We start from the raw sequence: 23299 nt of genomic DNA, 5'->3' as shown, positions 1-23299 counted from the left end.
GATCAGCCCCCTGGTGCCGGTGCCGGAGCCGGCGGCGGTGGTGGGGCGGACTCTTGCGGGGCGGACTCCTGCGGGGCGGCCTCGGGCGCAGCGCCTTCCAGGCTGCCGGGAATCGCTCCGGTGGGGTCGCCCACCTCGGTGATGAGCCAGTCCTGCGACCGATCGAGCGTGACGGTGTAGACGGCCACGGCGCTGCCGCCGTCGGGGGTCTGCACGCTCGTCGTGTTGACGTTGACGACGGCGTCGACCTGGAACATGTCGCCGTTGGACTCCGTCGTCTTGGCGAGAACGAGCTCGGCTGTCGTCTGCATTCGCAGCGGTGTGATGATCTGTTCCATCGCCTGGCCGATGACGTCGTACTTCTTCTGCAGTTCCGGGCTGACCCCGTCCTTCATCGCGGCGATCCACGGGGTCAGGTCCTCGTAGTCCAGCGTGGCCGCGGAGACCGCGTAGCGTCCGGCGACCTCTTCGGCGGCTGCCGAGTCGGCGGCCTCGGAGGTGAGGGCGTTCAACTCGTCGCGCGCCGAGAAGTCGCGGTAGGCGAATGTCACCAGTGCGGCGACGAGCGCGATCACCAGCACCGAGATCGCAAGGGTGCCGACCGAGATGGACAGTTGCCGTGAGGATCTCGAGGCCCGATTTGATCTCGAGACCACCGCCGGCTTGTCCTCAGCCGCCGGCTTGTCGTCCGCAACCGGGCCGGACCGGTTCCCGGCGGGCTCGTCCTTGTCCTCGCGCTTCGGTGTGTCCCCATCGGTCGACTCTCGGTCCGTGGCGCGACTCTCGGTCACGTGGGTATCGGGATCCGTCGAGCCGTCGAGGTCCGTGCTGTCGTCGGTGCCCGTGTTCTCGTTCTCGTCCGGTGCGGACGGTGTCTTGTCTTCGGCCACAGCCGTTTCTCCGTTCTTCGTGTGCATGGTGTCCGGCATCAGTTCGGCTGGGTGATGACCAGCCGCATGCCGTCGCCGGCGCCGAACAATTCGAGTGCACGCGCCAGCAGCTCACTCATGTTGATCTGGGGCAGGGTCTGATTGAGTGCGGTCACAATCGGCATCAGGGGTCCGACCGCATCCATCACCGGCGGGATCGTCTTCTCCAGGTACGGGTTGAACCGTTCGAAGAACGGATGCAGGGTTTCGGTGATCGCAGTGTACGGATCTACGGTGTTGACCAGGTTGGCGGTCGTGTGCAGTGCGCCCTGGAAGTCGGTGATCACCCGGTCTAGGCCCCGGGAGAACTCGGGCAGGGTGTTCACGATCCACCCGAGGTCGCTGGTGTAGACCTGCGTGTTGCTGAACATCGTCCGCAGTTGCTCCGACCGCGACAACAGCAGTGCCGCAACGAGTCGCGTGCCATCGCTGATCCGGCCCAAGGCCGGTTCGGTGCCGTCGAGTGCCTGTGACACGGTTTTCAGCACCCCGGCCATCGGACCCGCCGCGATCGCCGACGACATCGTCGAGATCTCTTCGAAGATACCGGGAATCGACTCCGGTTCGGCGATCTGTTCGGCGTCGATGACCGCGCCGTCGGGGAGCGCGGGACCGCTGAAACTGCCTCCGCTGAAGTTGATGTAGGGCTCGCCCAGAGCCGACTGCAATCCGATCTCCACGGTCGAGTCGGCGGGGATCTGTTGCGCGCTCTCGTATTCGAGCACGAGATTGGCGCCCTCACGCTCGATCTGTACCTCGCGGACCTCGCCGATGCGGACACCGCTGACGAAGACGCCCGTGCCCGACAGGATGAGGCCGGTGTTCGTCACACCCATCTCCGCGGTCTTGGGTTCCTCGAACGGATCCCAGTCGTAGGCCTGGGTCGCCAGGTACCCGCCGCAGAGGACGATGACGGCGACGAAGGCGGCGACGTTGAGTGCCAGCTCCCGGTAGGTCTGCGGGTTCATCGGGTCATTCCCAACATGCGGAAGACATTCGCCAGCTGTCCCGCGATCTCGCGGTCGGAGACGTTGTGTTCGATGGCGAGCGAGCGGATGTTCAGGCCGGGCGCGTTCTTGAAGTACGGGACCAACTTGTCGTGGAGGACGTCGACGAACAGTTCGGCGTTGGACACGTCGTTGTCCGGCCAGCCGGGGATGAGCATGGGTTTGGCCACATTGTTGACGAGCTGCGTCAGACTCGTGAGCACCGGGACCAACGGCATCGCCGGGCCGAGCGCGCGCTGCAGGCGGGCGAGCACCACGACGAGGTAGGTGGTGTCGCTCATCGCCCGGAACTGATCGACCCCGCCCTGGCTGAGGGTGAACTCCAAGGTGCCCTTCATCGACTTGAGCTTCTCGGTGAGCGCGGTGACGTTGCGCAGGATCGACGTGATGTCGCCGGTGCTGTCCGCCCAGGTGTTCACCGTGTCGGTCAGGATGGCCTGGATCTTGCGTACCTCCGCGGGATCCTGGGGGAACTGGTTGTTCACGGTGGAGAACGTGTTGCCCAACTGCATCAGGTCACCGCTGCCGAGGAAGTTGGAGAGGCTGACCATCAACTGCTCGATCTGGACCGGACGCTCCACCTGGGACTCGGGCAGGGTGCCGCCGGTCGGTAGGGCCGTCCGAGAAGGGTTGGGCGGATTGGTGATCGCGACGTAGGTGTCACCCAGCAGGGTGTCCTGTTTGAGCTCCAGCGTCGCCTCCGCGGAGACGGGCTGGGCGTCGTCGAGAAGGAGCCGGATCACCGTGTGGCCGGTGGCGGGCACGATCTCGGACACGACGCCGGACTCGATGCCGTTGACCGTGACGCGCGAGGCCAGTGGAAGGTTCACCGCTGTGGGTACCTCGACGTTCAGCATCCATCCGGTGCGCACGGACTGCGGTGTGGGCAGTTCCTCCGGGCTGAAGTACGCGTACGCGGAGCACCCGGTGAGCCACCATCCGGCCATCAGCAGGGCGATCACCCGGATCGTCACGGACCGCCGGCCGGCCGGCCGACCCGCCGTCATGGCTTGGCTCCCGTCAGCATCAGGGCCATGGTGATCGCGTCGATCTCCATGCCGTCGGGATCGGTAACGGTGCATTGGCCGGGCACGAGACGGTTGATGTTCGCGCAGGTCAGCTCCGGATTCTGGGCGGGTATGCGGGTGGTCGGCGGGGTGTAGCGAATTCGTAGGCCCAGGGATTGCTGATCGAAGGAGATGTCGAAGGCCCGGATGAGCACGGGCACGATGCCCAGGATGTCGCCGAAGTTGCGCATGCCGTTGCCGATCAGCCGGGCGATCGGTACGACCACGTCGAGAGCCGGCCAGACGAAGTGCCCGTAGTGGGCGACGACCTTGGTCAGCAGCTGGATGGTCTCGGGCACGGCGCCGATGATCCGGACGACGTCGTCGATGGTCGGCAACACCAACGGTTCGATGACGCCGGTGATCTCGGTGATGAAATCCTCGAGGAAGTCCCAGTTCCCGGCGAGTCCGGTCGACATCGCGCTGACGCTGTCGACGACCCGGGCCGTGTCGACCAGGGCGCCGGCCATCGGACTGTTGGCCGGCTCGGCCAGATCGTTGATCAGCGAGTTCAGTTCCGGTCCGGTGCCGTCGAGCTCCTTGTCCAGGTTGCCGACGAACTGCAGGACGTTCTGGAGCTCGTCGGGGCCACCGGCGGTGGTGAGCTGTTTGGCGACCGTCGAGATGCTCTCGAGCGACTCGGAGATCGACACCGGTGTGTTGGTGGCCGTCTTCGGGATGCACTCGTCGGACGCCAGCGACTCGCCCCCGGTGTCGTCGCCGATGAGCGCGAGTTGACGCACGGCGATGACCGACGGAGCCACGGTGGCCGCCTTGACCTCGGCCGGGAACTGCTGTGCGCCGTCGGCGGTGAACCGGACGATCGCCGCACCCTGGCCGGGCTCGACATCGGTGATCGTGCCGATCGTGACCCCGCGCCGGGTGACGTGGTTGCCGGGGAACAAACCGATCGCGTCGTCGAACTCCGCGCAGTACTCCTTCTGCCCGGTGAGTCCACTGCCGACGACGTACAGGCCGGCCATGGACGCGACGACCACCGCGATGGCGGTGCCGGATATCAGCCACTTCGAGCCGAGGATCTTCGCCAGCATCAGCACTTCACCCCCACCATGGGGATGCAGTAGACCGACGAAAGCACCACATTGCTCTGGTCGATGACGATGGAACCGTCGGGGGCCACCATGCCCTCCAGTCGATTGATGAGGTCGCGGCCCTGCTCGATCAACGGGGTGTACCGCTGCAGCGCGGGCCCGAAGTCACGTCCGATCGCATCGAGCTGGTCGATCAGCGGCTGGATGTCGTCGTTGTAGAGCAGCACGACACCGCGCAGTCGTTCGAGCAGCACACCGGTCCGGTGCAGCACCAGGTTCAGTCGGGGAGCGAACACCGCGTACTCCGAGATGAAACTCGAGAGGTTGCGCGCCATCTGGGTGATCACGTCGCCGTTGGCGTTGATCTGTTCGGCATAGTCGGCGGCGAGCCGCAGCATCGAACCGAACTCGTCCTGGCGCTGTTGCAGGTTGTCGAGCATCGAGTGGATCAGCGTGATGTTCTTGCGCAGCGCACCGGGATTGGCGGTGAGTGCCTCGTTGAAGTCGGACATCGTCTTGCGCAGCGGGTCGGCGTCGATCTCCGTCAGCTTCGGCTGGATGGTCTGAAAGGTCTCCATGAGGCTGTAGGGAACCGACGTGCGGTCGGTCGGGATCGGCTCGTCGCCGATCGAAGCGTCGCCGTCCGGGGTGAGGTCCACGAAGGAACCGCCGACGATGGTGAGCATCTTGACGTCCGCCCGGGTCCGGTCGCCGAGGTACGTGCCCCACCGGACCGCCATCTCGACGTCGACGTGGTCGGACTGCAGATCGATGCTCTTGACGGTGCCCACCGGCACGCCGGCCACGCGGACACTGTTGCCCACCTTCATCTGGCCGGCCTCCTCGAACTGCGCCACCACGCGGTAGTGGCCGGGAGCGAACCAGTAGACCCCGACCGCGATCAGGCCAGCGACCAGGCTGACCACCACACCGGCGACGCCCCAACGGAGTTCGGAGCGCCGACGCCCGCGATTGGACTTCGGCTTGTGGTCGGTCATGCGGTTGACCAGGTCGATCCCGAAGGCCCAGAGCGAACGGATGATGGCTCCGACGCTCGACAACACAGGGATGCTCGTGCGGTTCTCGCGCAGATTGTCGTAGTTCAGCGTTTGCACAACGTCACCTGACTTCCCCGCAGGAACAGCTTCACCTCGGCGGGCAGGTCGGCCGTGCCGTTGGAGCACGTGCGGTCGACCTGTTGCGCATCCGGCGCGGGGACAACGGAGTTGATCGATTCGAGAATGCCGGGCGTCAGCGAGAGCAGGCCGATGACCGCTTCGTTGATCGGTTCGATCTGGTTGACGAAGAAGTCGGCGTCGGGCGTCCGGTTGGGCTCGAGGCCGAGTGCCGCGAGCAGGTAGTCGGCCTGGATGAGGAGGTTGCCGGTGTCATTGGCGAGGTTCTCCAGATCGGGCGTCCACTCGGCGAGCACGGTGCCGAAGCGGGAGATGTATCCGATGATGGGATCGATGTACTCCTGGCGGCCGTCGACGGCCCCGGCGAGTTCGGCGAGGTTGTCGACGAGCGTGTTGATCACCTGCGAGCGGTCGTCGACCAGTTCCATCATCGTCGTCAGCGAGCTCACGAACTGCGGAAAGCTGGAGCCGTCGCCTTCCACCACGGCCAGCAGACTCTCGGTGAAGTGGTTGATGTCCTCGGTGCTCATCGCCGAGAACACCGGGGCCAGTCCGCGGAAGACCCGCGTGACGTCGAAGGACGGCGTCGTCGATTCGGTCGTGATGAGCTCGTCATCGGGCACCGGGGCGCCCGGCTGTTCGGGCTCCTGGAGGTCGACGTACCGGATACCCGTCAGGTTCAGGTACCGGATGGCGAGGTTGCTGTTCTCGTGCACCTGCGCGTCGCCGGCGAGCTCGAACTCGACCCGTGCGACGCTGGCGGGGTTGGCATCGTCGCGGTGCACCGCGATGGAGGTGACCTTGCCGATACGGGCGCCGCGGGCGCGGACGTCGTTGCCGACCTTCAGGCCGGCGGCGTTGACGAAGTCCGCGGTGTAGACACGGTTGACGTCGGTGACCGGGCGGATGATCGCGTTGGTGATGAACAGACCGCCCAGGACGGTCACCACCGCGAAGATCACCAGGTACACCAGAGCTCGACGGAAATTGGTCATCGCTGCCCACCTCCCGTTCGCGCGGCCGGCAGGCCGAGCGCTGCGGCCACGCCGGGTGCCGACTTCAGGACCACGTCGACATTGAGGACCGGCCCGCCGGGGGCGTCGGGCAGCGAACGGCGAAGGCGCTCGATCAGCGTGGCGATCTGGATGCCGTTGCGCCGGGCGTCCGGGAAGGTGTCCTGCACCCGCTGCAGCACCTCGGTGATCACCGGCATCAACGGTGCCGTCTGGCCCAGTGCGTCGTCGGCGAGCAGTCGGGTCAGGTCGTCGATGAACGGTCCCGCGGTGGCTTCCAGGCCTTTCTGGGATCGCTCGAGGTAGCCGGGTTCGCGTGGCGCCTGCCAGTCCATGATCTGTTTGATCCCGGGCAGCAGGTCGTCGACGGTGCCCCGGACCTGTGCGATCAGTTGGGTGTACTGGGGGAGGGTCTCGCGCGGCGTCACCACCTGGGTGTCGGCCACGTCACTGGCGATCTGGCCGATGGCACCGAACAGCGGCAGTAGTCCCAGGGTCGCCTGATTGGCGATGTCGAGGACGTCGCCGACGTACGGGTCGAACGCCTCGTTCTGCAGGTCACTCAGGTTGTGCAGCAACGTGGTCAGAGTGGCGTCCTGCGGCTCGGGCGGCGAGAACGTGGAACCGTCGCGCAGCGGGTCGCCACCCGGCTGGCCGTAGAGCACGACCGCGGCGATGCCGAACAGGTTCTCGGGTGCGTAGCTGACCATGGCGGTGTCGGTGAGGACGTCGGTGGAGTCCCCGAGCCTTTCCGGGTCGAGTTCGAGGGTGACCTCGTAGACGTCGGGTACCGGCACCGAGACCTGGGTGACACGTCCGACCTGCGAACCGTTGAGAACCACCGATGCGCCGGCCTGGATGCCACCGGCGACTGTGGACGTCGACATCGTGACCTGCATCGAGTCGTCGGGAACAACGCGGTCGACGACGACGATCGTGCCGACGAGCAGCGCGAGGCCGGCGAGGAACGCGAGGGCGCGCCGCCGATACGTCGCCGGCTCCGCCGACATTCCGGGAATACGAAACTCCGCCATCTGATCAGCCCCGGAAACTGAACGGGGAGTTGATTCCCCAGAAGGCGATGGTCAGGATCAGATCGAGGACCATGATCGCCACCAGGCTGGCACGGATGGCACGCCCCGACGCGACTCCGACGCCCTCGGGGCCGCCGCGCGCGAAGAAGCCCTTGTAGGAGTGGATCAGCGTGATGGCCACGACGAAAACGACGCACTTGATGGTTGCGAACACCAGGTCACCGAAGTTGAGGAACTGGTCGAAGTAGTGCTCGTAGGCGCCGACGGACTCGTCGCGGAAGCCCACCACCAACGAGCTGCTCAGGTAGCTGGCGACCAGCGCGACGAGGAAGGTCGGGATGGTGGTGATCACGCCCGCGATGACTCGGGTCGTCACCACGAAGGCCATGGCGTGGACGCCGATCACCTCGAGGGCGTCGATCTCCTCGCTGATGCGCATCGAGCCGACCTCGGCGGTGATCCGGCAGCCGGCCTGGATCGCGAACGCGACGGCGGCGAGGATCGGGGCGAACTCACGGGTGATGGCGAACGACGATGCGGCACCTGACACGGCACCCAACCCGACCAGGTCGAGGGTGCTGTGGGCGATCACCGCCACGGTCGCACCTGCGGCGATCCCCAGTGCCGCCATCACGAGTGCGGTGCCGCCGCCCACGACGACGGCCCCCCGGCCCCAGGCGAGATCGGTCACCGCGCGGACCGTCTGGCGCGGATAGTGGACGAGGGTCGTCGGGATGTACCGGATCGTGTAGTAGACGAAGGACACGAACTGGCCGAGATAGGCCAATGACGTGTCCACACCGCCGATCACCGCGCGCAGCGGTTTGGTACCTACCGGCGAGTAAGTCGATGGCGCGTCCATGGAATCCCCCCGAAATCCTTCGTGCCCAACCATTCTCGGCGTCGCGAGACCTGCTGGGTGCAATGAGTCTGGGCTGCAACCACGACTCCATCGCAACAGCTCGTGTCATATGTATCATATATGTGGTCAAGTGTTCCACATCACACCCCATGGGTGAGGGCACGTCTGATTCAGGATTCCGATCTGCAGTGGCCGGCCGGATGTGGGTACTCGCGCCGTGTCACGACGGTGCCGGCGGTCGCGGTTTGGACTGTTGTGCCAGTTCGCGTAACATTGAACGTCGGTGTGCGTCGCACGCCGGATTCTGCGTGTCATCCGTTCATGAGCGGATTCCGCGATCCGGTGGGAGTCGCCTCCGGTGGGCCGTTCGCCAGCGATCGGTGCCATCACAGTAACGGATAAGCACGGATTCAACCGGGCTTCGTGTCCTGGGGATCGCTTCGCGATTTCCGGCGAGGAGCCAAGGATCGCGGAGGACATGGCGAAAAAAGACGGGGCCATCGAGGTCGAGGGTCGAGTGATCGAACCCCTGCCCAATGCGATGTTTCGTATTGAGCTGGAGAACGGTCACAAGGTGCTCGCCCACATCAGTGGCAAGATGCGGCAGCACTACATCCGCATCCTGCCCGAGGACCGGGTCGTCGTGGAACTCTCGCCCTACGACCTCGGTCGTGGGCGCATCGTTTATCGGTACAAGTAGGACTTCCCCCAGCCAGGGGCGAGGACAGATCGGGCGCGGCTGCGTCGTGCCCGGACCAGTCAAGGAGAAGCGGACGTGAAGGTTCAGCCGAGCGTCAAGCCGATCTGCGAGAAGTGCAAGGTGATCCGCCGCAACGGTCGGGTCATGGTGATCTGCGACAACCTGCGTCACAAGCAGCGTCAGGGCTGATCATCGGCACCCCTCGGGGTCGCTTGAAGTTTTAGACCACAACTGAATACGCAATCGAGAGCTGAACATTCTTTGTGAAGCCCTCCCAGCACCAGCGGCGACATACGGGTCGTCGCCCACCTTCGGTTCAGAGGCCGGAGCCCGACAAGAGTTTCGGGACGGACTGGGAGCAGACCTCTGAGAAGTGAAGGAAACGCCACATGGCACGTGTTGCTGGTGTGGATCTCCCCCGCGAGAAGCGGCTGGAGATCGCACTGACCTACATCTACGGAGTTGGTCGTACCACCTCCAAGGAGATCCTCGAGGGGACCGGGCTCTCTGCCGACCTCCGTGCGAAGGATCTCACCGACGCCGATGTCGCCAAGCTGCGTGAGTACATCGAGAACTCGGTGAAGGTCGAAGGTGACCTGCGTCGCGAGGTGCAGGCCGACATCCGTCGCAAGATCGAGATCGGCTGCTACCAGGGCTTCCGCCACCGTCGTGGCCTGCCCGTCCGTGGACAGCGCACCAAGACCAATGCCCGTACTCGTAAGGGCCCGAAGAAGACCATCGCCGGGAAGAAGAAGTAATGCCACCCAAGTCACGTAGCGCAGGCCCCAAGAAGGGCACCCGCCGTCGCGATAAGAAGAACGTCCCGCACGGCAACGCACACATCAAGTCGACGTTCAACAACACCATTGTGTCGATCACCGATCCGAGCGGCGCCGTCATCAGCTGGGCGTCGTCGGGTCACGTCGGCTTCAAGGGCTCGCGCAAGAGCACTCCGTTCGCGGCTCAGCTCGCGGCCGAGAACGCTGCGCGCAAGGCCCAGGAGCACGGCGTCAAGAAGGTCGACGTGTTCGTCAAGGGACCGGGTTCGGGTCGCGAGACCGCTATCCGCTCCCTGCAGGCTGCCGGCCTGGAGGTCGGCACCATTTCCGATGTCACCCCGCAGCCGCACAACGGTTGCCGTCCGCCCAAGCGGCGTCGGGTCTAAGCGGGAAAGGAAGAGGTAGAAGAAAATGGCTCGTTATACCGGCCCCGCAACCAAGAAGTCCCGTCGTCTGCGCGTCGATCTCATCGGCGGAGACCAGGCGTTCGAGCGTCGCCCCTACCCGCCCGGCCAGCACGGCCGTTCGCGGATCAAGGAGAGCGAGTACCTGCTCCAGCTGCAGGAGAAGCAGAAGGCGCGCTTCACCTACGGAGTGATGGAGAAGCAGTTCCGTCGCTACTACGAAGAAGCCAACCGTCGCACCGGCAAGACCGGTGACGAGCTGCTGAAGCTGCTCGAGACCCGTCTCGACAACGTCGTGTACCGCGCCGGACTGGCCCGGACCCGTCGTCAGGCCCGCCAGATGGTCACCCACGGACACCTCACCGTCAACGGTGTGAACGTGGACGTGCCCAGCTACCGCGTCAGCCAGTACGACATCATCGACGTCAAGCCGAAGTCGCTGCAGACCGTCCCGTTCCAGATCGCCAAGGAGATCCAGGGCGACCGTCCGGTCCCGGGCTGGCTGCAGGTGGTTCCGTCGACGCTGCGCATCCTCGTGCACAACGTGCCCGAGCGCGCCCAGATCGACGTTCCGCTGCAGGAACAGCTCATCGTCGAGTTCTACTCCAAGTAGACCTCGAGTAGTCCAGCCAGACAGCAACAGCTGTTCGGTCCACTTCTAGGCCGTCAAATAGCGGTCGGCCACAAGGAGATTCACAGAAATGCTCATCTCACAGCGACCCACTCTGACCGAGGAGATCATCGCCGAGAACCGCTCGAAGTTCGTCATCGAGCCGCTCGAGCCGGGCTTCGGCTACACCCTCGGCAATTCGCTGCGTCGTACCCTGCTCTCGTCGATCCCCGGAGCTGCGATCACCAGCATCCGCATCGACGGTGTCCTGCACGAGTTCACCACCGTCCCGGGTGTGAAGGAAGACGTCACCGACATCATCCTGAACCTCAAGGGCCTCGTGGTGAGCTCCGAAGAGGACGAGCCGGTCACCATGTACGTGCGCAAGCAGGGTCCGGGCACCGTCACCGGCGCCGACATCGTGCCCCCGGCCGGTGTCACCGTGCACAACCCCGACCTGCACATCGCGACCCTGAACGACAAGGGCAAGCTCGAGATCGAGCTCGTCGTCGAGCGGGGCCGCGGCTATGTGCCGGCCGTGCAGAACAAGGCGTCGGGTGCCGAGATCGGCCGCATTCCGGTCGACTCGATCTACTCGCCGGTGCTCAAGGTGACCTACAAGGTCGAGGCCACCCGTGTCGAGCAGCGCACCGACTTCGATCGGCTCGTGCTCGACGTGGAGACCAAGAACTCGATCACCGCTCGGGACGCGCTCGCTTCGGCGGGCAAGACCCTGGTCGAGCTGTTCGGGCTCGCCCGGGAGCTCAACGTCGAGGCGGAGGGCATCGAGATCGGGCCGTCGCCGGCCGAGGCCGACCACATCGCGTCGTTCAGCCTGCCGATCGAGGATCTGGAGCTGACCGTCCGTTCCTACAACTGCCTCAAGCGCGAAGGTGTGCACACCGTCGGCGAGCTGGTTGCCCGGACCGAGTCGGATCTGCTCGACATCCGCAACTTCGGCCAGAAGTCGATCGACGAGGTCAAGGTCAAGCTGCACGCGCTGGGTCTGTCGCTCAAGGACAGCCCGGCCAGCTTCGACCCGTCGCAGGTGGCCGGATACGACCCGGCGACCGGTACGTGGTCGGATGACGCGTCGTTCGACGCCGACTCCGGTGAGGATTTCGCTGAGACCGAGCAGCTGTAAGCCGCTCGCCCAACCCTTCCGGTCGAGAGATCGTGAGTTTCTTCTAGGAGAAGAGAAATGCCCAAGCCCACCAAGGGTGCCCGCCTCGGCGGGTCGGCCAGCCACCAGAAGGCGATGCTGGCGAACCTCGCCACCTCGCTCTTCGAGCACGGCCGTATCACCACCACCGAAGCGAAGGCGAAACGGCTGCGTCCGTACGCCGAGAAGCTGATCACCCACGCCAAGGCCGGCTCGCTGGCCAACCGGCGTGAGGTGATGAAGGACATCCGCGACAAGGATGTCGTGCACACCCTGTTCGCCGAGATCGGTCCGTTCTTCGCGGATCGTCCGGGCGGTTACACCCGCATCATCAAGACGCTGCCGCGCAAGGGCGACAACGCCCCCATGGCCGTGATCGAGCTGGTGCGTGAGTCGACCGCGTCGAGCGAGGCCAGCCGCGCGACCCGCGTCGCCGCGTCCAAGAAGGCCGCCGAGGAGAAGCTCACCGACACCGAAGAGGTCGTCGCGACCGAGGACGACGTGGCCGACGCCGACACCCCGGAGAACCCGGTGGAGGCCGTCGAGGCCGACGCCGACGATTCGGCCGTCGAGAACGCCGAGGCCGTGGCCGAGGCCGTCGACGACGAGTCCTCCGCGGCGACCGCCCCCGATGCCGAGGCAGCGGGTGCGGACGTCGATGGCGACAAGAAGTAGTCGCTGAGCTCAACAGAGTTGCCGGAACCCGCCGTCACCACACCAGGTGATGGCGGGTTCTGTCGTCTGCGACTCGACATCTCCTACGACGGAACCGATTTCGCCGGATGGGCGACCCAGGTGGGCCAGCGGACCGTCTGCGGTGTTCTCCAGGACACCCTGGGCACGGTGCTGCGGGTACCCGTCCGGCTCACTGTCGCCGGCCGTACGGACGCGGGGGTGCACGCCACCGGTCAGGTCGCGCATGCCGACGTCGATGAGTCGGCGCTGGACACGCGATCGATCGGCGGCGACCCGTCGAGGTTGGTGGGCCGGCTCGCGAAGATGCTTCCCGACGACGTGCGGGTTCGGCGGATCGAGCGGGTCAGCCCCGAGTTCGACGCACGCTTCTCGGCGCTGCGGCGGCACTACGTGTACCGACTCACCGATGCGGTCTGGGGAGCAGAGCCCGTCGCGGCGCGTACCACCGCGTCCTGGCGTCGGCCGCTCGACGTCGACGCGATGAATGCCGCGGCCCGGACCTTGCTCGGGCTCAACGACTTCGCCGCCTTCTGTCGCCGCCGCGAAGGTGCGACCACGATCCGTGACCTGCAGCGCTTCGAGTGGACGGTCGATGCCGACGGAGTGTTCGTCGGACAGGTGAGCGCCGACGCGTTCTGTTGGTCGATGGTGCGCTCCCTGGTGGGTGCGGTGGCCAGCGTCGGTGACGGACGCCGCGACGTCGACTGGTGCCGAGGCCTGCTGGCCGAGAGGACTCGCAGCAGCCGGGTTCCGGTCGCCGAGGCGCGCGGCCTGTGTCTGGTGGGCGTCGACTATCCCGCCGCCGACGAATTGGCAGCCCGCAACGAGATCACCAAGGACGTCCGGTCCCCCGGTGGATGCTGCGGCGCCTGAACGCGATCAGCTCGTGGGGAGGAGGGGGTGAAAAAGTTCGACCTCACCGCGCCCCGCGGCATGATTCCGCCGGTCGCGCGCCGTCTACGGCTGACGACGATTGGTGATCGAGTCGCGGAGGACAAGCCCAGCCTCGTGGATGACCTGGTTGAGGCTTGCGAGTCCCGCGTCCCGTGCCTGGGCCGGGTCGCCCGTGGCGGCCAGGGCGTCCGCAGCCTTGTCGACCGAGGCGGCACCGCCGATCATCATCATTTCCGGCACCACATAACCCGCCGTCCATCCGATATCGACGGCGTTGACGGCGGCGTACTGCAACCGGGTATCTGGTTGTCTGAGGTCTGGTGGGTTGTACATCATCGGCGTCTCGACTGCTTCGAGAATCCGGGTGCGCCCCGTGTCGTAAGCCGCGCCGACTTCATCAGGTGTGTCACCCGATAGGGCAAGGTCGGCAACGGTCATCATCTCGACGGCTGTCACCCCCATGACGTTCTTCACCTTCGGCACCACCAGCGCGATATCGAGGCTGAACATCTTGTCGATCCCGTCGCTCGCCGGACCGGTCACTGTGGTCAGCGCGATGCCCCTGGCCCGGCTCTCGGATCCGGTCTCGGCAAGTGCCCGGTCGTACACTTCGGGAGCGTTCAAGGTCGCTGTCGTCACGTTGAACGCGAACTCGATCATCGGCGGGCAGAGGAGCACGCAGTACGACCATTGATTCTTGGCTATCCCCAACAGGATTGCACCGGGCGGAGGCCCAGCTGCCTGTCGAGGCTCGAGGCCGGCGGCCGATCCGGGCTCGACGCCGACCGTCGACGGCCGACTGATCTCGGCCGCCGTCGTCTGAGCCGGATTGCTCAATGCCGCAGCGGCTGAGGCTACGAGAATGGCAACGATCGGTAGAGCACGTATACTTTTCGGCCATTCCATCGGGACTCCAAGGAGAGAATTGGCTCAACTGCCTTTTCGGAGCCTACTCCTGCGGGACAACGCGCAGGCGGTATTTGAAGGACAGACGGGTGCTCGACGACGAGTCCCCGGCGTCGGCCGCTCGACGTCGACGCGATGAATGCCGCGGCCCGGACCTTGCTCGGGCTCAACGACTTCGCCGCCTTCTGTCGCCGCCGCGAAGGTGCGACCACGATCCGTGACCTGCAGCGCTTCGAGTGGACGGTCGATGCCGACGGAGTGTTCGTCGGACAGGTGAGCGCCGACGCGTTCTGTTGGTCGATGGTGCGCTCCCTGGTGGGTGCGGTGGCCAGCGTCGGTGACGGACGCCGCGACGTCGACCGGCGGTCGTGGACGCACTAATGTACTATTTGGTACATTGTGGGTGTGTTTCGCGTCACCACGAGGAGGTCGGCGATGAGTGTCGAGGTCAGCTCCACCCGTAGCGCAGCGAGTCCCGAACCCGCCGGGCTGCCCCGGACATCCATCGCAACCGTCTGTCTGGCCGGCACCCTGGAGCAGAAACTCGACGCCGCCGCTGCTGCCGGGTTCGACGGTGTCGAGGTGTTCGAGCCGGATCTCGTCGCGTCGCCGGCAGCACCGCGCGACGTCGCGCGGGCCGCGGCACAGCGCGGACTCCGCGTCGAGTTGTACCAGCCCTTCCGGGATCTCGACAGCAGCGACGAGGAGCGATTCGAGCGTAACCTGGTTCGCCTCGAGCGCAAGTTCGACGTGATGGACGAACTGGGATGCGATCTGCTCCTCGTGTGTTCGTCTCCGCTGGCCGCCGCCGTCGGAGACGATGACCGTCTGTGCGAACAACTCGAGCGGGCGGCCGTGCTCGCCGAGCGGCGCGGGAAGCGGCTGGCCTACGAGGCCCTGGCATGGGGGCGCCATGTCAATGACTACCGGCATGCGGCGCGGCTCGTCGCGGCGGTCGGTCATCCCCGTCTGGGGAACTGTCTGGACAGTTTCCATGTGCTGTCGCGTGGCCACGATCCGGCGGGCATCGCAGACCTGGAGCCGGGGTCGATCTTCTTCCTGCAGCTCGCCGACGCTCCCGCGATGCAGATGGACGTGCTGCAATGGAGCCGTCACCATCGGTGCCTTCCCGGGCAGGGGAACTTCGACCTGCGGAGCTTCATCCGGGCGGTGAAGGCGGCCGACTATCGCGGTCCGTGGTCCCTCGAGGTCTTCAGTGACATCCTCCGGCACGCCGACCCCACCAGAACAGCGCTCGACGCCCATCGTTCGTTGCGATATCTGGCGGAACTGACCGCCGAACCGGGAGCCGAGTCCGAGGCGGCGATGCCGACGGCGACGCCGGTGGTGGCGGGACGCTCGCCCCGGGCGTCGGCGGGCGACGTGGTGTCCGTCCGGGTCGCGGCCGGTCCGGTGATGGCGCCACGGGTCGCGGAAACGTTGTCACACATCGGATTCGGACTCCAAGGAGTCGACAGCGAGACGGGGTTGCGTCTCTACCGCGACAGCGAGATCGCCGTCGTCGTCGATCCGACCGCAGGGACGGTGTGGAGCGCTCCCGGGATACCTCCGGACATGCCCACCATCGCCCAGATCGGTTTGCGCAGTGATGACCCGCCCGCCTGGGAACGCCGTGCGGCCGCCTTCGACGTGCCGGTGGCCCCGGTGCGGGCCCCCGGGTCGGTGGGTGCGCGCACCGCCGACGACGTGGTGCGACTGGAGGTCACCGACACCCTGGCCATCGACCTGCGGGCAGCGGTGTCCGCGGCGCAGTGGCGGGAGCGTTTCGACCTCGTCCCGCGACATGCGGATCCGACGCCGCACCTCTACACAGGGGTCGACCACGTCGGCATCGGCATCGCGACGGCCGACTGGGAAGGAGCGATGCTGCTGCTGCGGTCGGTCTTCGACATGCGCGTCGACGACGGGCTCGACGTGCCCGACGCGGTCGGCACGATGCGTACCCAGGCGCTCACGATGCCTGTCGACTCGGGGTCGGAACTGCGGGTCGTCGCATCGATGGTGCCGACCCAACTCGACACCCATGGCTTGTTGAAGAGACCGGGAGGCCTCACGCACGTGGCGTTCTCCTGCGACGACATCTACGCCGTCGCCGCGGAATGCCGGTCGCGTGGATTGCGTCCCCTGCACATCCCGGACAACTACTACGCCGACCTGCAGGCGCGATATGACCTGTCCGACGACTTCGTCGAGCGGTTGCGGCCACTCGGCATCCTGTTCGACGCCGATGAGCGCGGTGGCGAGTTCCTCCACTTCTTCACCGAGACGGTCGGGGAGGACCTGTTCTTCGAGATCGTGTGCCGCCGCAATGGATATCGAGGCTACGGCGAGGTGAACTCGCCGGTCCGGGTCGCGGCCGAACTCCATCGGCGCGCAGCGGAAGCCGGTCGAGGTCCGCAGTCCCTCGGCGATGTGGCGGCGGATCTGCACGATCGGTGAGATGCCTCGCTGGTGATTCCGGGGTCAGGTGGCGCTGCGTTCGTCCTCGATCGCCTCGAGCACCGCTTCGACGGTCTGCTCGTCGCCGGTGAAATCCCCGGGTCGTTGCCCTTCGCTCATCAGATGGCGCCAGTTCGCGGGATCGAAGACCACCGCCTCGTTGCGGTCGATGAAGTCGATGATGGTCTTGGCGAACCGGTCGGGGTCGGCGTGGAACGGGAAATGTCCGCAGCCCGAGAAGGTCTCGAACTCCGAGTGGGGGATCGCCGAGTGTGCGAGCTGGGCGTGGTGGTAGGGGATCACGGTGTCCTCGTCGCCCCAGATCAGCAAGACGGGGAGCCGTTCGGTGAGGTAACACCGATCGAGCATGGTGACGACCTGCCCACGCCAGTCGACGACGGCCCGCAGGGTGCGCAGGAAGGCCGACGAGGCCGTCGCGTCGGCGAGATCGCCGAGTACCCGCACGAGGTCCTCGTGATCGTTGAGGAGCCGTCTCGGGGATGCGGCCGCGGGCACCCCGGGGACATGTGGCGCGGCTGCCAGGGTTCGCGCCGCGAGTCGCAGCGTCGGCATGACGCCGGGTACGCGTAGCAGCGTCAGGATCTCGTGAGCGACCGGCATCGACACGAGCCGCAGGGCCGGGTTGACGTCGCGGGTGACGCCGCCCGCTGCCACGAGGACGAGGCGTTCGACGAAGCGCGGGAACTGATAGCAGAACTGCATGGCGACCCCGCCGCCGAGCGAGTGTCCGACGACGGTCACCTTGCTGATGCCGAGCACCACCAGCAGGTCGCGCATGCCGTTCGCGAACGCGGGCACCGAGTAGTCGGCGCGGGGTTTCTCCGACCGTCCGTGGCCGAGGAGATCCGGCGCGATCACCGTGTAGTGCTGGGCCAGTGTCGGGATGATCGAATCCCAGGTCGAGGAGTTGTCGCCGATGCCGTGGATCAGCAGAAGCGCGGGTCCGCTGCCCGCGATCCGGTAGGCACGCCGGTAGCCGTGGATCGTGTGGTACTCGATGCGCATCTCGGTGTCGGTCACCGGGCGCAGCGCAGGGCTCTTGCCGTTCTGCGCGCGGGGACGGCTCCGGGAACCCCTGGTCGGAGGGTGTGTGGTTCCGGACACGGTGGCTCCTCATGTCACGTCGGTGTGATGGCTGTGGTGCGACGTTCCGGCTGACGAGGCGGTCGTCCGCCTCCGCCGGTGCGCGGTCTCCTGATGTTGCTTACTCACGAGTAAACCGCAGTTTGGCACATTTCGCCCAAGATGTTGCATCGAGTTAACCTCGCACCCCGACTCTGGTGTCAGACGCTCGGTCGTGGCTCCGGAATCCGCCGGAGGAACGCCTACGTCGTTAGGCGAGGTGATGAATCCGTTCGACGTCGACAACTTCCTGGCGACCGGTGGCCTGATCGGGCTGTGCATCCTCATCTTCATCGAGACCGGTCTGTTGATCGGGTTCGTGTTCCCGGGCGACTCGGTGTTGTTCACTGCGGGGGTGTTTGCCGCGCAACCGGATCCGTTCGCGCCCCTGTGGCTGCTGTGCGTCGCGGTCCCGATGGCGGCCATCGTCGGCGACCAGGTCGGCTACTTCATCGGTCGGCGTCTCGGAACCGGCGCGGTCGAGGGGCGGATCGTGCGCTGGATCGGGCCGGAGCCGTTGGAGAAGACCCACCGCTACTTCGAGCGGTTCGGCGCGCTTACGGTGTTCTTCGCCCGCTTCATCGGGATCGTGCGTACCCTGACGCCCCTGGTGGCGGGGTTCACCGGCATGTCCCACCGGGTGTTCACGATCTTCAGCGTCCTCGGCAGTTTCACCTGGGCAGCGGGCATCATCGTGCTCGGCTACTTCCTCGGCCAGGTGCCGATCATCCGCGACCACATCGAGGTGTTCATCATCGCCTCGGTGGTCACCGTCGTGGTCCCGACCGCCATCACCCTCGTCCACCGCCGGGTTCGCAACAGGCGTCAGGTGCCCGGCGCGCGAGGCTAGTACAAGGGTTGGTCCCGTTCGTCGCCGACCGAGGCGAAGTCGTCGGCGATGGTCGCCGCCAACTCGACGAAGGCACGCCGGGTCTGTTTGCTGACCAGATCGAGGTCGACGTCGGCGCCCTCCGAGAGGTGGTCGTCGAACGGGACCTTGTGCACCGCGCGGCAACGGGTCAGGAAGTGCTGGCCCAGTTGATCGGTGTCGATCGTCGAGGCTCCGGGCCGCGACGAGCTCAACACCACGACGGCGCGTGAGACGAGGTGACCGTATCCGTGGGCGGCCAGCCAATCGAGAGTCGCACCGGCGCTGCGTGCCCCGTCCATCGCCGGTGAGCTCACCAGGATGATCGCGTTGGCGAGGTCGAGGACACCGCCCATCGCCGAATGGCTCAGGCCGGTGCCGCAGTCGGTGATGATGATGTTGTAGAAGCGCTGGAGGATGCGCATCACGCCGCGGTACTCCTCCTCGCTGAACGCCTCGGCCATCGCCGGATCACGTTCGGAGGCAAGTACTTCGAGGCGGCTCGGTGATTGCGAGGTGTGCGCTCGCACGTCGGAGTAGCGGTAGACGTTGGTGTCGGCGAGCAGGTCGCGAACCGTCGACCGGGTTTGCTGCGGCACGCGCTGAGCGAGTGTTCCGAGGTCTGGGTTGGCGTCCACCGCGATGACGCGATCTCCGCGCAGCGAGGCGAACGTGGAGCCCAACCCGACGGTCGTGGTGGTCTTGCCGACTCCGCCCTTCAGCGACAGCACCGCGATGCGGTAGTCGCCGCGAACCGGTCGGTTGACGCGTTCGAGCAGCCGCTTGTACTCGAGGTCGGCCGACGACTCACCCGGATTGATGGCGCCCGCGGAGATCGTGTGCACCGCCCGACGCCACCCGCGGCTCGGTGGCCTGCGTGCCTTGCGGATCAGCGCGACCTCGTCGAGCGCCGGTCCCGACTGCGGGTCGCCGTATCCCGGCGGTCCCATCGGATAACCGTCGTACGGGGTTCCCGGACCCATCGGTGCCGGACCCATCGGTGCCGGACCCTGGGGTGTCGGACCATGTTGTGTCGGACTCTGCGGCGGGCCGTACGGGCTCGGCGGCGACTCGGGCGCCCGAGCCTGCGGGTGTTCCGGCGGTGGGGCCTGCGGACCAGGCGAATCGGCCCACGGTGGCGGACCCCAGCTGCCGGAGGGGGCCTGATCCGGGCCGGTGCCCGGTGATCCGGACGGCTCCGACCATCCGGCGTCGTCGACGCGCGGGCCGGGCGGCACGCCGGTCTCTCCGGAGGCAGGCCCGCGCCCGGGAGGCGTCGACGGCGGCGGTCCGGGTGGCCGGCCCGGGGGCATGTGTGGGGGCATATGGCCCGGTGGGGGGCCAGGCGGGCCCGGCGGCATCGGCCTCCCGGGCGGGACGGGGCCGTGCCCGAACGGGCCGTTGGGTGGTCCCGGCGGTACCGGAGGAACCTGCGACCCCGGCGCTACCGGAGCGCCTGGACGTCCGTCGTCGGGTTGCGCGGCCTGCTCCCGGTCCGGTGGGCGGTGGGACGGCGGAGCCGGTGGTGGCGCCTCCGCAGGCTCCGGCTCGGCGAACTGAAGCCATGGTGGGGGCGCCGGCACACCGGAATTGTCGAAACTCCCGGAGTCGTCGTACGTCATGTGAGAAAAGATCCCCCTGTAGGTGGTCCGACGGCGTGCATTCCGTCGCGAGTTCAGAGTCTAACGAACACTTACGGTGCCGCCGAATGCTGCGACGGCCGCAGAGCCCCGCTGACCAGCCTCATTGCCCCCTGGGGAGAACGTTCAGATGACCCCTTCGCCACGCAGGGCGGTGATCGCCTCGTCGTCGAGGCCCAGCAGGTCGCGATAGATCTCGTCGTTGTGCGTCCCGGGACGCGGCGGTCCCGCGGACCGGACACTTCCCGGGGACTCGGACAGCTTCGGGACGATACCCGGGCCCAGGATGTCGCGCCCGATTCGCTCGTCATGGTGGGGAATCAGCATGTCGCGGGCCTGCATCTGGGGATCGGCGACGACCTCGGCGACGGTGTTGACCGGCCCCACCACGACACCGGCCGCGCCGAGGATCTCGATGAGTTCGTCGCTCGTGTGCCCGATGGCCCACTCCGCGATGATCCCGTCGAGTTCGTCCTGGTGGTCGCCGCGGGCGCGGTGATCGACGAAGCGGGGGTCGTCGGCGAGCTCCGGACATTCCATCGCCGAGCAGAGGCGCCGGAACACCGTGTCCTGGTTGGCGGCGATGACCACCCGAAGGCCGTCGGCGGCGAGGTACAGATTGGACGGCGCGATGCCGTCGAGCCGGGTACCCGAGGGGCCGCGAACGACACCCGCGAGGTCGTAGTCGGCGATCGTCGATTCCTGCACGGCCAGGCAGGCCTCGGTGAGCGCGGTGTCGACGACCTGCCCGCGGCCGGTGACGGTCCGACGGTAGACCGCCGCCAGGGCGCCCTGGGCGGCGAACATCCCGGCCAGGGTGTCCCCGAGGGAGAGTGCGAGACGAGGCGGCGCCTCACCCGGGTAGCCGTTGAGGTACCGCAGCCCGCTCTCCGCCTCGGCGACGGAGGCGTACCCGGCGCGCGCCGATGCCGGACCGGTCTGGCCGTATCCGGACACGCGGACCAGGATGATGCCGGGGTTGCGGTCGGCGAGGACGTCGTAGCCGAGGTCCCATCGTTCGAGTGTTCCCGGGCGGAAGTTCTCGACGACGATGTCGGCGTGGTCGACGAGCCGGAGAAAGATGTCTCGGCCGGCCGGGGAGCGCAGGTCGAGCGTGATCGCCTTCTTGTTGCGGGCGTGGACGGTCCAATACACACGCTCGCCGTCCTCTTCGGCCTGACCCCACGTTCGGATCGGGTCCGGGGAACCCGGCGGTTCGATCTTCACGACGTCGGCACCCATGTCGGCGAGAAGGCGACCGGCGAACGGCCCGGCGATCAGCGTGCCCAGTTCCAGCACCCGCAGGCCGTCGAGGGCGCCGGGTGCGGCTACATCGGTGTGCGTCACACAGTCAGCATCGCCGATCGTGCTCAGTGCCCGGCGAGCGGGGCGGCTGTAGATTGCGCCCAGCCGGACCGCCCCGACGATGGTCATCCGAACGGTCCCAAACCCGGGTGTTGTGTGGTTGGAGTCGGGCTGGTATGGCAGGATCGGCCACGACGACCGGTGGCCATGGTTCGCCGGTCGGATCGATGTGGACCGCCTGAGGCGTGCGCACGGTCGGTCGGGGGACCAGATCCGAACTTCTGTGGATCGTGGGGAACCGATTGCGACCGGGCTGCGTCCAAGAGTCACAGGATCGAGTTCGGAGGGGGGAACCGGCATGACCTCACCAGGTCACCGCCAAGGGCGTCACAGCGCAGATCGGCCTGGCACAGAACAGTACGGCGCAGAACAGTACGGCGCAGATCCGGATCGTGCCCGGGACGGGAACGAGGACGGTCACGGGGTGGACGCTGCGCACGCTATGTCCACTGCGCGGTCGCGTTCGGGTGCGCTCGCGGTGGTCACCACCCCGCAGGGGCTGCCCGTGTCGGTTCGCATCGACAACTCCGCGTTGAGCAAGGAACCTTCGGCGCTCGCCGACGAGATCCTCCGCCTGTGCCGGCAATCGGCGATGGTGGCGGGAATTCGGCTGCGTGAACAGCTTCTCGCTTCGGGTGTGCAACGCGATGTGGTGGACGCGATGAAGCTTCCTCGTGCCGACGATCTCGCCCGTGCCGAACAACTCGACGACCATCACCTCGACGCGCCGTCGTCGTGGCTGCGGTCGGTCTGAGGGGCATGGCATGAGCTGGGCGATGGATGAGCTCGAGGCGCGCGCGAACGCGCAGCTGAACAGTCTCTACGAACTCAACGAGAAGTATGCGGCGATCTCGGTGCGGGAGACCTCGGCGGACGACCTGGTGACCGTGGAGGTCGACGGGGTGGGTGCGCTGACCGGTCTGTGGCTGGCACATGGCGCCAATGAGCTCGGTGGTGCGCGGCTCGGTGAGCAGATCGTCGCGACGGCCGCGCTGGCGGCGCAGCGGGCTTTCGCCAAGCGCGCAGCGATCACCGAGGAGTTCAACGAGTCCTTCGCCGAACTCGTCAACGCGCGTCCGCGGACCGAGTGATCCGAGAAGTTTCCTCGGTGGTGGAACCGAATCGAGTCCCGCTGCGTCCAACAATCGGACAGGGGCGGACACCAGCAAGAGCTAGAGCATTTGAGTGGATCGACGGCCTTGAAGGATCGACAGCCTTGAAGGATCGACAGCAGTGAGTGGGAGGGACAGCGATGAATGATGTGACAGTCGTGCCAGAGGCGGTCGAAGCCTTCGGGGCGACGAGCGCGGCGATGGCGACCGCGGTCGGCGCTGCCGGGTCCATCAACGCGGCGGCCAACACCGCGGTGATGGTTCCGGTATTCGGGCTCATCGGGCAGGAGTTCCTCGCGTCGTTCATCGTGGCGCAGGCCAACCACCTGATGTCGGTCGGCAGCCTCGCAGCGGTTCATGCGGGCAGCGCGGCATCCACGTTCGCCGGACTCGCCCAGTTCCAGGCCGAGGACGCGAACTCCGGCGCCGAGATCCGATCGGTCCTGTGACCGGCGTTCCG

At 66.6% G+C, this 23299-nt stretch carries 25 protein-coding genes and 1 pseudogene; 14 read left to right on the top strand and 12 right to left on the bottom strand.

Going from position 1 to position 23299, the window contains the following annotated elements; translation table 11 throughout:
• Positions 1-2: 2 nt before the first annotated feature.
• Genes VZC37_RS11780 through VZC37_RS11745 form a run of 8 tightly spaced genes read right to left on the bottom strand, consistent with a single transcriptional unit; the run spans position 3 to position 8100 of the window.
• A complete protein-coding gene (locus VZC37_RS11780; RefSeq protein WP_330432686.1) occupies positions 3-890 on the bottom strand; it encodes a hypothetical protein in 888 nt (295 codons plus the stop codon).
• A gap of 38 nt (positions 891-928) precedes the next feature.
• Positions 929-1897 carry an MlaD family protein gene (locus VZC37_RS11775; protein WP_330432685.1) on the bottom strand — a complete coding sequence of 323 codons (969 nt, stop codon included), beginning with the start codon at positions 1895-1897 and terminating at the stop codon, positions 929-931.
• Positions 1894-2943 carry an MlaD family protein gene (locus tag VZC37_RS11770; protein ID WP_330432684.1) on the bottom strand — a complete coding sequence of 350 codons (1050 nt, stop codon included), beginning with the start codon at positions 2941-2943 and terminating at the stop codon, positions 1894-1896. Before VZC37_RS11770 ends, VZC37_RS11775 begins: the two co-directional genes overlap by 4 nt.
• The gene (locus VZC37_RS11765) at positions 2940-4055 is read right to left on the bottom strand and encodes an MlaD family protein (RefSeq protein ID WP_330432683.1); all 1116 of its coding nucleotides are present in this window, start codon (positions 4053-4055) and stop codon (positions 2940-2942) included. The genes VZC37_RS11770 and VZC37_RS11765 overlap by 4 nt, the downstream gene beginning before the upstream one ends.
• The gene (locus tag VZC37_RS11760) at positions 4055-5170 is read right to left on the bottom strand and encodes an MCE family protein (RefSeq protein ID WP_330432682.1); all 1116 of its coding nucleotides are present in this window, start codon (positions 5168-5170) and stop codon (positions 4055-4057) included. Before VZC37_RS11760 ends, VZC37_RS11765 begins: the two co-directional genes overlap by 1 nt.
• Positions 5158-6186 (bottom strand): MlaD family protein, encoded by a 1029-nt coding sequence (locus VZC37_RS11755; protein WP_330432681.1) that lies wholly within the window; start codon positions 6184-6186, stop codon positions 5158-5160. The genes VZC37_RS11760 and VZC37_RS11755 overlap by 13 nt, the downstream gene beginning before the upstream one ends.
• Entirely contained in the window at positions 6183-7238 is a 1056-nt protein-coding gene (locus VZC37_RS11750; RefSeq protein WP_330432680.1) for an MlaD family protein, read from the bottom strand. The genes VZC37_RS11755 and VZC37_RS11750 overlap by 4 nt, the downstream gene beginning before the upstream one ends.
• Before the next feature lie 4 nt (positions 7239-7242).
• Entirely contained in the window at positions 7243-8100 is an 858-nt protein-coding gene (locus VZC37_RS11745; protein WP_330432679.1) for an MlaE family ABC transporter permease, read from the bottom strand.
• A 478-nt stretch (positions 8101-8578) separates the two neighbouring features.
• On the opposite strand from VZC37_RS11745, the gene infA reads away from it, so the two are divergent.
• The 8 genes from infA (at position 8579) to truA (ending at position 13324) form a co-directional block, all read left to right on the top strand.
• Positions 8579-8800, top strand: a complete 222-nt coding sequence (gene infA, locus VZC37_RS11740) for a translation initiation factor IF-1 (RefSeq protein WP_005170487.1) — start codon at positions 8579-8581, stop codon at positions 8798-8800.
• Positions 8801-8875: 75 nt separating this feature from the next.
• Positions 8876-8989 carry a 50S ribosomal protein L36 gene (rpmJ, locus tag VZC37_RS11735; RefSeq protein ID WP_040515091.1) on the top strand — a complete coding sequence of 38 codons (114 nt, stop codon included), beginning with the start codon at positions 8876-8878 and terminating at the stop codon, positions 8987-8989.
• Between the two features lie 200 nt (positions 8990-9189).
• Entirely contained in the window at positions 9190-9558 is a 369-nt protein-coding gene (rpsM, locus tag VZC37_RS11730; RefSeq protein ID WP_330432678.1) for a 30S ribosomal protein S13, read from the top strand.
• Positions 9558-9965, top strand: coding sequence for a 30S ribosomal protein S11 (rpsK, locus tag VZC37_RS11725; protein ID WP_330432677.1), 408 nt, complete (start codon positions 9558-9560; stop codon positions 9963-9965). Before rpsM ends, rpsK begins: the two co-directional genes overlap by 1 nt.
• A 25-nt stretch (positions 9966-9990) precedes the next feature.
• Complete coding sequence (gene rpsD / locus VZC37_RS11720) at positions 9991-10596, top strand: 30S ribosomal protein S4 (RefSeq protein ID WP_330432676.1); 606 nt, start codon at positions 9991-9993, stop codon at positions 10594-10596.
• Between the two features lie 88 nt (positions 10597-10684).
• Positions 10685-11737 (top strand): DNA-directed RNA polymerase subunit alpha, encoded by a 1053-nt coding sequence (locus VZC37_RS11715; protein ID WP_330432675.1) that lies wholly within the window; start codon positions 10685-10687, stop codon positions 11735-11737.
• Positions 11738-11794: 57 nt separating this feature from the next.
• On the top strand, positions 11795-12430 hold the full coding sequence (rplQ, locus tag VZC37_RS11710; protein WP_330432674.1) for a 50S ribosomal protein L17: 636 nt from the start codon (positions 11795-11797) through the stop codon (positions 12428-12430).
• A gap of 18 nt (positions 12431-12448) precedes the next feature.
• Positions 12449-13324 carry a tRNA pseudouridine(38-40) synthase TruA gene (gene truA / locus VZC37_RS11705; protein WP_330432673.1) on the top strand — a complete coding sequence of 292 codons (876 nt, stop codon included), beginning with the start codon at positions 12449-12451 and terminating at the stop codon, positions 13322-13324.
• Between the two features lie 84 nt (positions 13325-13408).
• Here truA and VZC37_RS11700 read toward each other — a convergent pair whose 3' ends face one another.
• Positions 13409-14251 carry a hypothetical protein gene (locus VZC37_RS11700; RefSeq protein ID WP_330432672.1) on the bottom strand — a complete coding sequence of 281 codons (843 nt, stop codon included), beginning with the start codon at positions 14249-14251 and terminating at the stop codon, positions 13409-13411.
• Positions 14252-14347: 96 nt separating this feature from the next.
• Between VZC37_RS11700 and VZC37_RS11695 the strand changes: the two are divergent.
• Both VZC37_RS11695 and VZC37_RS11690 read left to right on the top strand, forming a co-directional pair.
• Positions 14348-14611: pseudogene (locus VZC37_RS11695) on the top strand (tRNA pseudouridine(38-40) synthase TruA); the annotation flags it as partial.
• 75 nt (positions 14612-14686) lie between these two features.
• Entirely contained in the window at positions 14687-16711 is a 2025-nt protein-coding gene (locus VZC37_RS11690; RefSeq protein ID WP_330432671.1) for a sugar phosphate isomerase/epimerase and 4-hydroxyphenylpyruvate domain-containing protein, read from the top strand.
• Between the two features lie 24 nt (positions 16712-16735).
• Here the strand turns inward: VZC37_RS11690 and VZC37_RS11685 are convergent, their stop codons facing one another.
• Positions 16736-17836, bottom strand: coding sequence for an alpha/beta fold hydrolase (locus VZC37_RS11685; protein ID WP_431309389.1), 1101 nt, complete (start codon positions 17834-17836; stop codon positions 16736-16738).
• Between the two features lie 241 nt (positions 17837-18077).
• On the opposite strand from VZC37_RS11685, the gene VZC37_RS11680 reads away from it, so the two are divergent.
• Complete coding sequence (locus VZC37_RS11680; RefSeq protein ID WP_330432670.1) at positions 18078-18704, top strand: DedA family protein; 627 nt, start codon at positions 18078-18080, stop codon at positions 18702-18704.
• On the opposite strand, the gene VZC37_RS11675 is transcribed toward VZC37_RS11680, so the two are convergent.
• Positions 18701-20344 carry an AAA family ATPase gene (locus tag VZC37_RS11675; RefSeq protein WP_330432669.1) on the bottom strand — a complete coding sequence of 548 codons (1644 nt, stop codon included), beginning with the start codon at positions 20342-20344 and terminating at the stop codon, positions 18701-18703. The genes VZC37_RS11680 and VZC37_RS11675 overlap by 4 nt on opposite strands.
• A gap of 144 nt (positions 20345-20488) precedes the next feature.
• Entirely contained in the window at positions 20489-21709 is a 1221-nt protein-coding gene (locus VZC37_RS11670) for a CaiB/BaiF CoA transferase family protein (protein ID WP_330433130.1), read from the bottom strand.
• Between the two features lie 460 nt (positions 21710-22169).
• Here VZC37_RS11670 and VZC37_RS11665 point away from each other — a divergent pair, with 460 nt between their 5' ends.
• From VZC37_RS11665 to VZC37_RS11655, 3 genes are all read left to right on the top strand, one after another.
• A complete protein-coding gene (locus tag VZC37_RS11665; protein ID WP_330432668.1) occupies positions 22170-22481 on the top strand; it encodes a hypothetical protein in 312 nt (103 codons plus the stop codon).
• Between the two features lie 10 nt (positions 22482-22491).
• Positions 22492-22818 (top strand): YbaB/EbfC family nucleoid-associated protein, encoded by a 327-nt coding sequence (locus tag VZC37_RS11660; RefSeq protein WP_330432667.1) that lies wholly within the window; start codon positions 22492-22494, stop codon positions 22816-22818.
• Positions 22819-22979: 161 nt separating this feature from the next.
• Entirely contained in the window at positions 22980-23288 is a 309-nt protein-coding gene (locus tag VZC37_RS11655; RefSeq protein ID WP_330432666.1) for a type VII secretion target, read from the top strand.
• Positions 23289-23299 lie beyond the last annotated feature (11 nt).

It is taken from the genome of Gordonia sesuvii (genome assembly GCF_036350415.1).
In the GTDB taxonomy this organism is placed as follows: domain Bacteria; phylum Actinomycetota; class Actinomycetes; order Mycobacteriales; family Mycobacteriaceae; genus Gordonia; species Gordonia sesuvii.
Note: the sequence above shows the minus strand (reverse complement) of the source record. Positions and strands in the feature narration are given on the sequence as shown.

Excerpts from the sequence above, each read along its gene's own strand:
- VZC37_RS11775 (WP_330432685.1), bottom strand. The coding sequence starts at position 1,897 with ATGAACCCGCAGACCTACCGGGAGCTGGCACTCAACGTCGCCGCCTTC.
- VZC37_RS11770 (WP_330432684.1), bottom strand. The coding sequence starts at position 2,943 with ATGACGGCGGGTCGGCCGGCCGGCCGGCGGTCCGTGACGATCCGGGTG.
- VZC37_RS11765 (WP_330432683.1), bottom strand. The coding sequence starts at position 4,055 with ATGCTGGCGAAGATCCTCGGCTCGAAGTGGCTGATATCCGGCACCGCC.
- VZC37_RS11755 (WP_330432681.1), bottom strand. The coding sequence starts at position 6,186 with ATGACCAATTTCCGTCGAGCTCTGGTGTACCTGGTGATCTTCGCGGTG.
- VZC37_RS11750 (WP_330432680.1), bottom strand. The coding sequence starts at position 7,238 with ATGGCGGAGTTTCGTATTCCCGGAATGTCGGCGGAGCCGGCGACGTAT.
- VZC37_RS11745 (WP_330432679.1), bottom strand. The coding sequence starts at position 8,100 with ATGGACGCGCCATCGACTTACTCGCCGGTAGGTACCAAACCGCTGCGC.
- infA (WP_005170487.1), top strand. The coding sequence starts at position 8,579 with ATGGCGAAAAAAGACGGGGCCATCGAGGTCGAGGGTCGAGTGATCGAA.
- rpsM (WP_330432678.1), top strand. The coding sequence starts at position 9,190 with ATGGCACGTGTTGCTGGTGTGGATCTCCCCCGCGAGAAGCGGCTGGAG.
- rpsK (WP_330432677.1), top strand. The coding sequence starts at position 9,558 with ATGCCACCCAAGTCACGTAGCGCAGGCCCCAAGAAGGGCACCCGCCGT.
- rpsD (WP_330432676.1), top strand. The coding sequence starts at position 9,991 with ATGGCTCGTTATACCGGCCCCGCAACCAAGAAGTCCCGTCGTCTGCGC.
- VZC37_RS11715 (WP_330432675.1), top strand. The coding sequence starts at position 10,685 with ATGCTCATCTCACAGCGACCCACTCTGACCGAGGAGATCATCGCCGAG.
- rplQ (WP_330432674.1), top strand. The coding sequence starts at position 11,795 with ATGCCCAAGCCCACCAAGGGTGCCCGCCTCGGCGGGTCGGCCAGCCAC.
- VZC37_RS11700 (WP_330432672.1), bottom strand. The coding sequence starts at position 14,251 with ATGGAATGGCCGAAAAGTATACGTGCTCTACCGATCGTTGCCATTCTC.
- VZC37_RS11690 (WP_330432671.1), top strand. The coding sequence starts at position 14,687 with ATGAGTGTCGAGGTCAGCTCCACCCGTAGCGCAGCGAGTCCCGAACCC.
- VZC37_RS11680 (WP_330432670.1), top strand. The coding sequence starts at position 18,078 with ATGAATCCGTTCGACGTCGACAACTTCCTGGCGACCGGTGGCCTGATC.
- VZC37_RS11675 (WP_330432669.1), bottom strand. The coding sequence starts at position 20,344 with ATGACGTACGACGACTCCGGGAGTTTCGACAATTCCGGTGTGCCGGCG.
- VZC37_RS11665 (WP_330432668.1), top strand. The coding sequence starts at position 22,170 with ATGTCCACTGCGCGGTCGCGTTCGGGTGCGCTCGCGGTGGTCACCACC.
- VZC37_RS11660 (WP_330432667.1), top strand. The coding sequence starts at position 22,492 with ATGAGCTGGGCGATGGATGAGCTCGAGGCGCGCGCGAACGCGCAGCTG.
- VZC37_RS11655 (WP_330432666.1), top strand. The coding sequence starts at position 22,980 with ATGAATGATGTGACAGTCGTGCCAGAGGCGGTCGAAGCCTTCGGGGCG.